Source organism: Vibrio sp. 10N.286.48.C11 (assembly GCF_041469805.1).
In the GTDB taxonomy this organism is placed as follows: domain Bacteria; phylum Pseudomonadota; class Gammaproteobacteria; order Enterobacterales; family Vibrionaceae; genus Vibrio; species Vibrio crassostreae_C.
In genome coordinates this window covers 1-11,611 of record NZ_JBFRLK010000062.1, presented here as the reverse complement: position 1 = coordinate 11,611, position 11,611 = coordinate 1, and the positions used below count along the sequence as shown (strand labels likewise).

At 42.6% G+C, this 11,611-nt stretch carries 13 protein-coding genes and 3 pseudogenes; 12 read left to right on the top strand and 4 right to left on the bottom strand.

Features of this window, described 5'->3' with window-relative positions; translation table 11 throughout:
- Window positions 1-51 precede the first annotated feature (51 nt).
- A complete protein-coding gene (locus AB4209_RS16225; protein ID WP_017061819.1) occupies window positions 52-516 on the bottom strand; it encodes a thioesterase family protein in 465 nt (154 codons plus the stop codon).
- A gap of 180 nt (window positions 517-696) precedes the next feature.
- Window positions 697-2,532 carry an ABC transporter ATP-binding protein/permease gene (locus AB4209_RS16220; protein ID WP_372056475.1) on the bottom strand — a complete coding sequence of 612 codons (1,836 nt, stop codon included), beginning with the start codon at window positions 2,530-2,532 and terminating at the stop codon, window positions 697-699.
- 563 nt (window positions 2,533-3,095) lie between these two features.
- Here AB4209_RS16220 and artP point away from each other — a divergent pair.
- From artP to AB4209_RS16190, 6 genes are all read left to right on the top strand, one after another.
- Entirely contained in the window at window positions 3,096-3,824 is a 729-nt protein-coding gene (gene artP / locus AB4209_RS16215; protein ID WP_032545343.1) for an arginine ABC transporter ATP-binding protein ArtP, read from the top strand.
- Between the two features lie 120 nt (window positions 3,825-3,944).
- Complete coding sequence (locus tag AB4209_RS16210) at window positions 3,945-4,676, top strand: lysine/arginine/ornithine ABC transporter substrate-binding protein (RefSeq protein WP_371725335.1); 732 nt, start codon at window positions 3,945-3,947, stop codon at window positions 4,674-4,676.
- 3 nt (window positions 4,677-4,679) lie between these two features.
- Window positions 4,680-5,366 carry an arginine ABC transporter permease ArtQ gene (gene artQ / locus AB4209_RS16205; RefSeq protein WP_372056473.1) on the top strand — a complete coding sequence of 229 codons (687 nt, stop codon included), beginning with the start codon at window positions 4,680-4,682 and terminating at the stop codon, window positions 5,364-5,366.
- Window positions 5,363-6,031, top strand: a complete 669-nt coding sequence (artM, locus tag AB4209_RS16200) for an arginine ABC transporter permease ArtM (protein ID WP_372056471.1) — start codon at window positions 5,363-5,365, stop codon at window positions 6,029-6,031. The genes artQ and artM overlap by 4 nt, the downstream gene beginning before the upstream one ends.
- A gap of 322 nt (window positions 6,032-6,353) precedes the next feature.
- Window positions 6,354-6,689 carry a hypothetical protein gene (locus AB4209_RS16195; protein ID WP_372056469.1) on the top strand — a complete coding sequence of 112 codons (336 nt, stop codon included), beginning with the start codon at window positions 6,354-6,356 and terminating at the stop codon, window positions 6,687-6,689.
- Window positions 6,690-6,821: 132 nt separating this feature from the next.
- Window positions 6,822-7,487: a cold-shock protein gene (locus AB4209_RS16190; protein WP_371725337.1), complete on the top strand. Its 666-nt coding sequence runs from the start codon at window positions 6,822-6,824 to the stop codon at window positions 7,485-7,487.
- A gap of 22 nt (window positions 7,488-7,509) precedes the next feature.
- Here AB4209_RS16190 and AB4209_RS16185 read toward each other — a convergent pair.
- Both AB4209_RS16185 and AB4209_RS16180 read right to left on the bottom strand, forming a co-directional pair.
- Window positions 7,510-7,788, bottom strand: a pseudogene (locus tag AB4209_RS16185) (transposase); the annotation flags it as partial.
- Window positions 7,788-7,925 (bottom strand): annotated as a pseudogene (locus AB4209_RS16180) (IS110 family transposase); the annotation flags it as partial. The pseudogenes AB4209_RS16185 and AB4209_RS16180, both read right to left, overlap by 1 nt.
- A gap of 99 nt (window positions 7,926-8,024) precedes the next feature.
- Here AB4209_RS16180 and AB4209_RS16175 point away from each other — a divergent pair.
- The 6 genes and pseudogenes from AB4209_RS16175 to AB4209_RS16150 form a co-directional block, all read left to right on the top strand.
- Window positions 8,025-8,996 (top strand): DUF2971 domain-containing protein, encoded by a 972-nt coding sequence (locus AB4209_RS16175; protein WP_372056467.1) that lies wholly within the window; start codon window positions 8,025-8,027, stop codon window positions 8,994-8,996.
- A 477-nt stretch (window positions 8,997-9,473) separates the two neighbouring features.
- On the top strand, window positions 9,474-9,680 hold the full coding sequence (locus tag AB4209_RS16170) for a hypothetical protein (RefSeq protein WP_372056465.1): 207 nt from the start codon (window positions 9,474-9,476) through the stop codon (window positions 9,678-9,680).
- Window positions 9,677-10,168: an AAA family ATPase gene (locus AB4209_RS16165; protein ID WP_372056463.1), complete on the top strand. Its 492-nt coding sequence runs from the start codon at window positions 9,677-9,679 to the stop codon at window positions 10,166-10,168. The genes AB4209_RS16170 and AB4209_RS16165 overlap by 4 nt, the downstream gene beginning before the upstream one ends.
- A 198-nt stretch (window positions 10,169-10,366) precedes the next feature.
- Entirely contained in the window at window positions 10,367-10,789 is a 423-nt protein-coding gene (locus AB4209_RS16160; protein ID WP_372056461.1) for a hypothetical protein, read from the top strand.
- Between the two features lie 13 nt (window positions 10,790-10,802).
- Complete coding sequence (locus tag AB4209_RS16155) at window positions 10,803-11,267, top strand: hypothetical protein (protein ID WP_372056459.1); 465 nt, start codon at window positions 10,803-10,805, stop codon at window positions 11,265-11,267.
- Between the two features lie 103 nt (window positions 11,268-11,370).
- Window positions 11,371-11,592 (top strand): annotated as a pseudogene (locus AB4209_RS16150) (DUF1801 domain-containing protein); the annotation flags it as partial.
- Between the last annotated feature and the right edge of the window lie 19 nt (window positions 11,593-11,611).

Below are 11,611 nucleotides of genomic sequence, written 5' to 3'. Positions count from 1 at the left end.
CCTCCTACTCGATTCTGAAACTTTCTGAATCTTTCTCAACCAACGAATACGTTATTCTGTCACGGCTTCTTGTTTGAAGCATGGGCTTTTCAACGTGTTCATCTTTTCGATTTCATTGGTTAAGCGCAGCGAGAGCAGGGCTTTCTGGTTCGAAGCAAAATCAAACATCACGATAGTCGCAGTGCCAACGGTCGTCAGTTTCTGTTGAGCCTTACTGACAATCGCGTATTCCATGGTGAATCGGTCATCTTGAATATCGGTAACACGTGAGCCGACCATCAAGGTATCTGGATACGTGACTGGGCGGAAATACTTACAGTAAGTGTCACCAAGAACAGGACCAACTTTGGTAATCGCCATCTCTTCCATCAGCTCGACGTGCTTGAAAAAATCTAAGCGAGCGGTTTCGAAATAGCGAAAATATACAGCGTTGTTAACGTGATTGAGTGCGTCCATTTCTCCCCAAGCGACAGGGATTTCTGTTACTACCGGGTAGTCAGATAATAGTGCTTCCATGCGAACTCTCTTATTGTTATCTGTGTAATTAACGTTATTTACTTATCCTTCATCGGAATAAGTTGTTATTGGAATAAAAACCCTACCGCTAAATTAACAAAACTGCAACACGCGTGATTTAAGTTTTTGAAGCTTGAAACCACACAATGTCAGTGACTTAGTTGCACATCCACTCAATAGTTAGGCACTAAGGTGTTTGAATTGCAGCTCAACCAAGCGTTGGTACAATTCGCAGCTATTGATGAGAGACTGGTGGTCGCCGATGTCTACTAGTTGTCCTTTATCGAGCACCGCAATTTGGTCGGCGTGTTTAATTGTTGATAATCGATGGGCGATAATGATCGTCGTTCTGCCACGCATTAACTCTTCTAACGCTTGTTGTACGTGATGCTCACTTTCACTGTCTAGTGCGCTGGTTGCTTCATCCAACAATAGAATATTTGGATCTTTCAAGATGGCACGTGCGATAGCAATACGTTGTCTCTGCCCACCAGAAAGCCTTACACCACGTTCACCAAGAAAGCTGTTGTAGCCATCAGGTAGGTTTTGAATGAACTCGTGTGCGTGCGCTTTCTTCGCCGCTTCGATCACTTGCTCGTCTGTTGCCTGCGGGTTGCCATAGCGAATGTTATGGAACACATCGTTACTGAACAGAGCAGGTTGTTGCGGTACCAATGCCATCTGCTTTCTTAGCTCGTTAGGATCAAACTGATTCAGTTCAACACCGCCTAATGTGACCTTACCCACTTGTGGGTCGTAGAAACGTTGCAGCAGTTCGAACAGGGTAGTTTTACCTGCGCCAGACGGGCCAACCAGTGCCAACACTTTGCCTTCATGGGCAGTAAGCGTGAGGTTGCTTGTTGCGGGTTGGTCCGGTCTTGATGGATAACAGAAGGTCACATCATCAAATGCAACTTCTGGCGTTACGTTAGCAAGCGAAGTTGGATTCGCAACTGGCGCAACAATATGGCTTTCAACTTGTAGGATCTCGATTAATCGCTCGGTCGCACCTGCCGCGCGTTGCAGTTCACCCATCACTTCAGAAATCGTACCTAACGATGAAGCAACCATAATTGCGTAGAACACAAACGCCGCTAAGTCACCAGCCGACATAGTGCCGTTGATAACATCACTGCCGCCAACCCAAAGCATGCCTGCAATAGCACTAAATACAATCACGATAACGCCAGAAATAAGAATAGCGCGCTGTTTTACACGCTGGCGACCAATATCATACGCCTTTTCCACTTCTACCGCGAATGATGCTTTCTCTTGCTCTTCTTGGCTGTAGCTTTGCACCGTTTTAATGTGCTCAATTGCCTCACCTGCGTAAGAACCCACATCAGACATGGAGTCTTGGCTTTGGCGAGATAAAGCTCTTACACGACGCCCATAGACAAGGATCGGAATCAAGATAAATGGCACCGAGGCCAATACAATCAACGTCAGCTTAATATTGGTCGCAAACAGCATGATGATTGCACCAATACACATCAACGCGCTGCGCATCGCCATAGAGAACGATGAACCTATGATGCTTTGAAGCAGAGTAGTATCCGTGGTGATTCGCGACATGATGTCGCCACTGCCATTGGTTTCAAAGTAACTCGGGTGCAGCGTCACCACGTGATTGAAAACCGACAGGCGTATATCCGCACTTACTCGCTCACCAACAGAAGAGACCAAATAGAAGCGGAAGAAGGTGCCAATCGAGATCAGCACGACCACGACCATGATGAATTGAATCGCGCTGCCTAAGTCTGACAACGATTGTTGGCTAAAACCTTGGTCGATGAGAAGACGAATACCATGTCCGACTGAGAGGGTTAAGCTCGCCGTGAAGATCAACGCGATCAATGCGGCAATAACACGGCCTTTGTAAGGCTGAATGAATTTGCTCAGCTCAAACAAAATACTGAGGCTTTTTTTCTCAGGTTTGGGGTCTGGCACTTTTTGAGTAGAGCGCTGAGTCTGTCGCTGGTTCGAGTCGAGCGTAGAAGAGACATCGTTTTGCATATGACTGCCTTAATGTGTTGTCGCTTTAAAAATAGATGGCTTGTTGCTTGTTGCTTATGGCTAATTGCTTTATGACTTATTGCCTGTACTGCGCGTTGTTCGCTGGGCAGTAATTGTTGTTGAGAATCGAACCCATTAAAGCATTTATTGCGCTGTGACGCTCCCTAGGAAACTCAATTTCCAATATTTCCTCATCACTAAGTGAATAATTCGAAACAACCTTAAAGGAAAACTAAGCATTCTTATCCAGTCAGTTGGATAGGAAATCAAGCTATTTAACCCTAATTTTTATGCAAGTAAATTAGCGTTGATAGGAGAGTGCACACATAAACAAGCAACCGTGCGATGATTTATAAATTGATAGAAAAACGTTTGCTATTTATCTCGATATTAGCTTTATCAATGACTTGTGAGTTTTGGTTGTAAGACCAGTTATAGCGACTGTTTTTTGTGGAATGTTTGTTACAAAAATTCAACAAAGTAGTTTTTTATACATTTTTCTTGCATAAAACCTCGGATCGAATAGAATAACCAACAAATGACAATTAATGCAGTATTGTGGCATGAGTATTCAAGTAAAGAGCATCAACAAATCATACGGTGATACCCAAGTTCTTCACGACATCAGTTTCGACTGTGAGAGCGGCGAAACCTTGGTATTGCTTGGCCCAAGCGGCGCGGGCAAGAGTTCATTACTGCGTGTATTGAACCTGCTTGAAATCGCGGACAACGGCGAATTAGACATTGCGAATGAGCAATTCGATTTTTCAAGCCAAATCCAAGAGAAGCAGGGGCTTAAACTTCGTCGTAAAGTCGGCATGGTGTTCCAGCAATACAACTTATGGCCACACATGACGGTGATGGAAAACTTGATTGAAGCACCAACCAAAGTGGCGGGTTTGGATAAGCAAGAAGCGATTAAGCAAGCGCAAGAAGTCCTAAAGACACTTCAACTTGCCGACAAAGCAGACGCTTGGCCACTTCAACTGTCTGGCGGTCAACAACAGCGTGTTGCGATTGCACGTGCGCTGATGATGAAACCGGATGTGTTGTTGTTTGATGAACCAACAGCGGCGCTTGATCCTGAGATCACCAACCAAGTCGTGAGCATTATTAAAGAATTGAGCGGAACGGGCATTACCCAAGTGGTCGTGACGCATGAAGTCGATTTCGCGAAGAAGATTGCTAGCCACGTTCTGTACCTAGAGAAAGGGTACATCGTTGAACACGGCACCAGCGATTCATTCGTTAATCCGCAGACACCTGAGTTTGCCGAGTATCTGACTCATTAAGTAAGTCACTTATTAAAAGAAAGTTGACTCACTAGATCTAGCTAAACACAACATCAATTAAAACAATCAAATTATAAGAATGGCCACAGGCCGCTATTACACAGTATTCGGAGTAACAAAATGAAAAAGATTCTACTAGCTTCACTTATCGGCCTTGCTTCTTTTAACGCAGCGGCTAAAGAAGAAATCAAATTCGCGATGGAAGCAACGTACGCACCATTCGAATACATGGATGAGAACAACCAAATTCAGGGTTTTGACGTAGACCTAGCAAACGCACTTTGTGAAGAGCTGAAAGCAACGTGTACTTTCCACAACCAAGCATTCGATAGCTTGATCCCTGCACTTAAATTCAAACGTTACGATGCGGCTATCTCGGCAATGGACATCACAGAAGCGCGTCTTCAACAAGTGAACTTCTCTAACGCATACTACGACAACTCTGCAGCATTCATCTCTTTCGAAGGCAAAGTCGCAGACCAAGCAGCACTAGAAGGCAAGCGTGTTGGTGTTCAAAACGGTTCTACTCACCAGAGCTTCCTACTTGAGCAAATGACTGGCGTAACAGCGGTACCTTACTCAAGCTACCAAGATGCATTCATCGACATGAAGAACGGTCGTATCGATTCTGTATTCGGTGACACAGCCGTTGTAGCAGAATGGTTCAAGAAAGAAGACAACCTAACGTACGTAGGCGACCAAGTAACAAACCAAGAGTACTTCGGTAACGGCTTTGGTATCGCAGTAAACAAGAGCAACCAAGAACTTGTAGACCAGCTTAACGTTGCACTTGCAGCAGTGAAAGCGAACGGCGAATACGACAAGATCTTCAACAAGTACTTCGGTAAGTAATTTATGGAATTAACGGGTTACTCTTTAGGGCTCGTCGAAGCAAGCTGGATGACTGTTCAGCTTGCGTTCGTAAGCCTATTGGTTGGATTGGTTCTAGCAGTTTTGTTTGCAAGTGGTGAGATGTCTCGTCGTATTGCAATCAAATGGCCAACGACTGCATTTGTGACGATTGTTCGTGGTTTACCAGAAATTCTGGTCGTACTGTTTATCTACTTTGGTTCGACACAAGTTCTGTTCATGATCACTGGCGACTTCATAGAAGTGAGCCCGTTCTTATCTGGTGTTGTTGCACTGTCACTTATCTTTGCTTCTTACGCTTCGCAAACCTTACGTGGTGCATTAAAAGCAATAAGCAAAGGGCAGAGAGAAGCAGCAAGCGCGCTTGGTATTTCTCAGTCTCGTGCATTCTTTCGTATCGTATTGCCTCAAGCGGTAAGGCACGCACTACCAGGGTTAACCAACCAATGGTTAGTGTTACTGAAAGACACTGCATTAGTTTCGCTGATTGGCGTAACAGATTTGCTGAAACAAGCACAACTAACATCAGCGGCAACGCACGAAGCATTTACTTGGTACGCGACAGCAGCAGCAATCTACTTGGTCATCACTTTAATCACACAAAGATTGGTAAAAGTGATTGATGGTAAGTTCTCTATTCAAGGTTTGGGTAACAAAGGGGCAATGGCATGAATCAACAATACCTCTCTCAAATGCTTGAAGGCTTAGCGACCAGTCTGCAACTCACAGGCGCTTCACTGCTGGTTGGTTGTATCTTGTCACTGCTGATGACGGTAACGCTAATCTTAAGAATACCGGCGATTCACTGGTTCACTCGTGGCATCATCACGCTGTTCACTGGCACACCATTATTGGTGCAGATCTTCTTGGTGTATTACGGCCCGGGTCAGTTCGATTGGATTCGTGAAAGCTTCATGTGGACTTGGTTAAGCAAACCTTGGTTCTGTGCAATGTTAGCATTAGCTTTGAACACTGCCGCATACAGCACGCTACTGTTCAGAGGCGCATTCAACGCCATTCCAGCAGGGCAGTGGGAAGCATGTCGTGCACTAGGCATGGACAAAGTAGCAACGCTTAAAGTGTTACTGCCATACGCACTACGCCGCGCCGTTCCAGCTTACTCGAACGAAGTGATTCTAGTCTTCAAAGGTACGTCACTGGCAAGCACCATCACCATCATGGATTTGATGGGCTACGCTCAGCGTATCAACGGCCAAACCTACGACACACTTACTGTGTTTGGTATCGCCGGCGCATTCTACTTAGCAGTAAACGGCATACTAACGCTGATCTTCCGCCAAGTAGAGAAGAAAGCCCTCGCATTCGAAGCCGCATAAGCTAGCCACTCACAAGCTTAACTAACGTATAAAGCCTGCCATTTATGTTCGCATAAATGGCAGGCTTTTTTGTGTTTGGATATTTTTAAGGAGCTGTGTTTACATACAGTATCACAAGGTTTTTCGCTAAATTCATACTAGATGGAAATATTCTGAATTTAGTCATTCAATGAACGTATCTATGTTTTAAGTCACTGAATTGCTGTGATTAATCGTGGTAAATTAATATGCATATGAAACTAGATAGAATGATTCTGTATTTAAATGCAGAATTTTTCGGTCTAATAGCTGTTATAACCTTCGAAGAAAAAGGAGAATATTGTTGGCAAAATTTACCAATGAAAGTGTTAAAGAACATTTGAAAATGGCATTAAATCCGAATATTACTAAGCAAGATCATAAGAAAGCTTCTGAGTTTTTGATCGAGTACTATGGCGAGATTTATGATTCGCAGTCAACACACCTTAAACCAACGGTTGTGGCTTTGGAGCACTTAGCGAGAAACAAGCCAACAAAATTTAGAGAATGGTTTATTCGCCCTACGTTAGTTCGTTTGTTTATATTCTTGCTAGGTCTAGGCGTCGGTATGCTTTTGAACCCAAGTGATAGTAATGTTTCGAAAGCTGAGCCTCAAATTGAACAACCTGCCAAGCAATAAACACGGTTATAACAAGGCGTTTAACAATGACCAAAAACGCTTGGCATTTTCACCTCGTGGAAAGTATGTGCCATGGTTTTTGGCACGTTAATTTAGCGTTAGGTAACAACATTTTCAACATAAGGAGTTAGCTTGAAAGGCAAGGTTGTATCGTATATTTCTAGTAAGAAGTATGGTTTTATAAATGGTGATGATGGTGAAAGTTACTTTCTACATTTTTCTGCATTGTTAGATAAATCAGATGAAGCTAAATTGGTAAAAAATGTAGTTGTAGAGTTTGATCCTACGCCAAACCCTAGGGGGTTGGCTGCGAAGAAACTTAGAGTTCCAACAGTATATTTCAAGAAAGAAATGGTGGGGTTTTTCACCACCAAAGCTTCGAAGCCTAAATATGGAACTGTTGAAAAGCAGAACTCGATTGAATGTCGGTTTATTAAAGGTCTAGATGAAGCGCGTGAGCATATTGAAACTCTAGCTAAAGATGCTGGTTGTAATGCCATATTGAATATGAATTTTGAGAAAGAAACGTTCCGCTCTGGTAATTATCGATATACCGTTCATGCATTTAAAGGAGATTTTGCTGTAGTAACGGATCAGACGCCATGTGATTCAGTATCAGAAGCAAGTCAATCTGTTCAAGATTTACAAAGTAAGATTGATTATTTTGATGCTCTTTTCTTTGGAATAAAATCGGAAGAAGATAAGGTTAGGGCAAAGCAACTAGAAAAAAGTAATGCTGGTTGGTTTATCTTAGGTGGCATTCTTTTGTTTATATTATTGTTGGCGGCAGGTACATAACAAACAACTATGGCGTCAATGATTAGTTTTTTGCGGTGTTTTCATCCCACATGGCGCCATCTCTCAGCATAGTGTTAAGGGTCACAACCATCTTTCGAACACACGCGATTATTGCGACTTTCTTAGGCTTTCCGGCAGCTACAAGTCGAGCATAAGTCGCTTTGAATAAGGGGTTACATTGCATGGCTGACATCATTGCCATATATAGCACTGTGCGTACTTGCGCTCGAGCACCTTGGATCTCGTGCATACCTTTGTAGCGACCACTTTCGCGTGTGATTGGTGCGACACCAATGAGTGTATATTTGCTATCGAAATCTGTAGTTTAGAGCGGGTTACTGACTTATGAAGTATGACCTTACCATTTTGGTCTACGGCATGAAGACTAAAGTGGTTTTTAGCTAGGTCGATACCGCAGAAATAAGAATAATCAGACATGGTGCCTCCGATGCATTTAAGTACCACATAAGTGTGGCAGATCCTCGGTAGGGGGAATCCATGTCATTCGTTAGCCCTTTTCCCAATTTAGAGGTTTAGATGGAATATCCCAATGTTCAATACCTGTCGAAATATCGAACTCTTCGACACCCTGATGGTTCGATTAACGAGAACACGTTAAATATTCTGCGCAATAAAGCTGTGTGGTATGCGACTCCACATACGTTTAATGATCCGTTTGACTGTAAGATTCGACCTCTCACAGTGCCAATGGATGCTGAGTATATTGGTGATTTTAGTGATATGGATAATCTCGAATATTATCTAGCCTCTAGATCCAAAGAAGCGTCAGAAAAAGGCGATAACAAGGAATTTCATGAGTTTCTTTACAAGCTGACACAACGAAGAAATGACAAGCTAGAAGAGCAATCTAAAAACTACGCGGTTATGTGTTTCAGTGAAATTCATGACCATAGTTTGATGTGGTCTCACTATGCAGATGAACATAAAGGTATCGTAATTACATTTGAGAGAACTGAGGATAATATGCTCGGTCGCTCTAGTTGCCGCCCAGTGAGATACAGCCGACATTATCCAAGAATATCCCACGCAGAATATTGGAAAAGTCGAAAGTTTGCATCTGATGAACATCCTCAAGATCACGATGTGTTGTCAATGTGCTTATTTACAAAATATGAAGATTGGTTTTATGAAAAAGAATGGAGAGATATCATCCATAACTCTCAGGGTAATGGTCAGTTAGTCGAGCTTGATGCTAAAATCAAAGGAGTGTTTTTCGGGTGTAGAACACCAGAAGAAGATAAGAAATTAGTAAAAGATATTCTCGGCGACACAGTGGAATATCTCCAAATGTTTCAAGATGACTCCGGCTTTCAACTCAGACCAATGCAAGAGAAGCAGTGGAAAGCTGAAACCGAAAGATTAAGATTGTTAGGGCAATACGATAACTTTGACGGACATGAAGTAATGACTAGGTATCATGGTAAGCCTACCTATTTTATCGATCCTAAAGTTGCTGAAAGCTTTCTAAAGAGTATGAAGTTCAAGTAGCTACAGGGCTAACAAATAAGGATTAAGCGTTGCGCAGCCAACGTTAAATCCCGAGTGTTGAACAAGCCCGAAGCCACTTTATTAAGTAAATTGGTAGAACTCTACTTCTAGTCAATTTTTCAGGTCATACGTGAATATACTTCTGATCATACCTACAATTTTTTTAGCTAAATTTATTGGTTTGCAAATGGGATTCACCTATAACCTGTTTTCAGATCCGTTCAGTCTTAAGCTTGCTCTGATTGACCTTAGTTTATTTGTCTTTGTCGGTGCGGTTCTTAGTTTTATTTACGATAAGATCAAACATGCACTCAAGAACGTCAGGAAAAATTAGCCCGACATAGCATTTAAGACTAATGCCCAGCGCTGTTATTTTCGGCTTACTTCAATCTCAGTGTTTATGTCGCATTGATTTAAGATCTGCCCATAACGTCACTCACACCTATACATAGTGTTGCTTTCTACGAGGGAATGAACATGAAACAACGACTTTTCAAGAACCTGAAGCTGGCATTAGGTGTTGGTTTGGGTGTTTCCATTCATCAGTACTTTTTTACGACGGATGGTGCATTTGATTTCTATCGGCCAATGGTGGCGTTTGCTTTTACGTTTGTCGTTAGCAGTATTGGTACACTTCTAAAAGAAAGAATCATGCGTAACAAGCAGACTAATGGGGCATCATGACTAAAATCTATTTCGTATGTGGCTTTATCGGTTCGGGTAAGACGACTTACTCTAAAGCGCTTGCAGAAAAGCATGGCGACTTTCGTTTCTCGATCGATGAGTGGATGATTCCTTTGTATGGCGAGCATATGGAGCGTGAGGTTTTTGATCGCCGGCTGGCTACGCTACAAGGTTTATTCAAGGAGTCTGCTATGCAGCTGTTTTCCTTGGGTGTCCCGGTGATTTTTGACTTTGGTTTTTGGCGTAAATCAGACCGAGATTCTTTTACAAGCTGGGCGTCAAACCTAGGCGTGGACAGCGAAGTCCACTACCTTGATGTTCCCTTTGAGACTTGTAAGGAGAGGGTATTTAACCGTAACTCGGAACTCAATGGTAAGTCTTATGAAATGACACCTGAAATGTTAGATCTGTTTTGGTCTTGGTTTGAGGTTCCAACTTCAAACGAAAATGTTGTTTGGGTTCAACAGGAAGCTCAAAAAGGTATGTAGTTAGGCGCGCAGGTGAGAGGTGTTTTTGTTATCTAGCTTATGTTCTAAGTCTCACGTTACATTGGGTTTGTGAAAGCCTGAGTTGTCCATCGAATAGTCGTGTAATAAGGGCATTTTTCATGCCGTATTTTTGGTAATTAGTTCTTCCTGTCGATTATCGAATTTGTCCTAAACCCACTATTAAGGCAGGGAACCCTAATGAATAGAACGCTATGGTTCGCACTCATTTCGCTTTTGTTTTCAATGACAATGGTATTTTGTACATACAGTTATGGCATAGAGAGCCACGTTGAAGTAACCACACTCACTTTAGTATTGTCTGGCCCTCTGATTTTTACCTTTGCGCTTGTTGTCATTTTTTGTGGCGCACCAGTTATTAACAAGTACAAGTTACTTGGAACCATCGCAATTTGTGTGCATGGATTTACAGCCTCACTGCATGTGCTGTGGAACGGTTTTATGTTTGTCGATGTGATTAATAAACAAGGCTTAGGTCCGGGACAAGGTTATTCTGGCTTGATACTTTGGGTTGGTAGTATCAAGGCGATGCTACTTGGTTTGGTTGTGGGAGTATGCCTGCATTACTTGCTACGATTATTTAGAAAGGCTGCAGTAAGATAACTGTGGCTAGTTAGTGGGTTGTTCGTTTTCTATAGGAGTTGTCGCTGTGTTTTATAGTAAGGAATTCAACAAGGGATTGCTGCTCATCCTTGTTGCGATAAGTGCTTTCATTGTCGTTACCTCGGATAATAACCCCGGGACATTAATCGCTCACGCCATCAATGGTTTAATTGCTTTGCTCTTTTTCTCCATGACCATTGAGGTCAAAGACAATGTACTAAGCTGGTATTTCGGCTTTGGCTTTTGGCGTAAGAATGTAGAAGTGTCAGACATTACCGATGCATCGTTCTATCAAAGCAAGTGGTATCAAGGTATTGGCATCCGAATGCTGAGCGATGGCTGGTTGTATAATGCATCGATAGGTTCAGCGCTGAAGTTAAGCCTAAACAATGGAAAGCATGTTTACATTGGTTGTAAGGATACAGACGGTTTAAAGCTAGCCTTGAAAACCGCTAACGAACAGACAACCGAAAAATGATTTATTAGGCTTGGCATTTTTTGTTTTGAGTTGGGCTAATGTTTAAGGTTCTATGCTTTAAGTGAGTACACTTTAATATCACAACAAATGAATCGGAGATTGAATGGACAGAGCAATCAAAACACATTTCGACGAGTATCCCGATGATGTTCGAGCTCGGCTTGAAAAGTTGCGTTCATTAATCTTTGAGCTTTGCTCTGATTTGGATTTAGGTGAAGTCGAAGAGTCTCTGAAATGGGGCGAGCCGAGTTACAGCATTAAGACGGGCAGCCCAATTCGAATTGACTGGAAATTGAAATCACCAAACAACTATTTCTTGTTCTTTTGCGTATTTCGGTGATTGC

Excerpts from the sequence above, each read along its gene's own strand:
- artQ (WP_372056473.1), top strand. The coding sequence starts at position 4,680 with ATGGAATTAACGGGTTACTCTTTAGGGCTCGTCGAAGCAAGCTGGATG.
- AB4209_RS16170 (WP_372056465.1), top strand. The coding sequence starts at position 9,474 with ATGAAACAACGACTTTTCAAGAACCTGAAGCTGGCATTAGGTGTTGGT.
- AB4209_RS16225 (WP_017061819.1), bottom strand. The coding sequence starts at position 516 with ATGGAAGCACTATTATCTGACTACCCGGTAGTAACAGAAATCCCTGTC.
- artM (WP_372056471.1), top strand. The coding sequence starts at position 5,363 with ATGAATCAACAATACCTCTCTCAAATGCTTGAAGGCTTAGCGACCAGT.
- AB4209_RS16165 (WP_372056463.1), top strand. The coding sequence starts at position 9,677 with ATGACTAAAATCTATTTCGTATGTGGCTTTATCGGTTCGGGTAAGACG.
- artP (WP_032545343.1), top strand. The coding sequence starts at position 3,096 with ATGAGTATTCAAGTAAAGAGCATCAACAAATCATACGGTGATACCCAA.
- AB4209_RS16160 (WP_372056461.1), top strand. The coding sequence starts at position 10,367 with ATGAATAGAACGCTATGGTTCGCACTCATTTCGCTTTTGTTTTCAATG.
- AB4209_RS16175 (WP_372056467.1), top strand. The coding sequence starts at position 8,025 with ATGGAATATCCCAATGTTCAATACCTGTCGAAATATCGAACTCTTCGA.
- AB4209_RS16210 (WP_371725335.1), top strand. The coding sequence starts at position 3,945 with ATGAAAAAGATTCTACTAGCTTCACTTATCGGCCTTGCTTCTTTTAAC.
- AB4209_RS16220 (WP_372056475.1), bottom strand. The coding sequence starts at position 2,532 with ATGCAAAACGATGTCTCTTCTACGCTCGACTCGAACCAGCGACAGACT.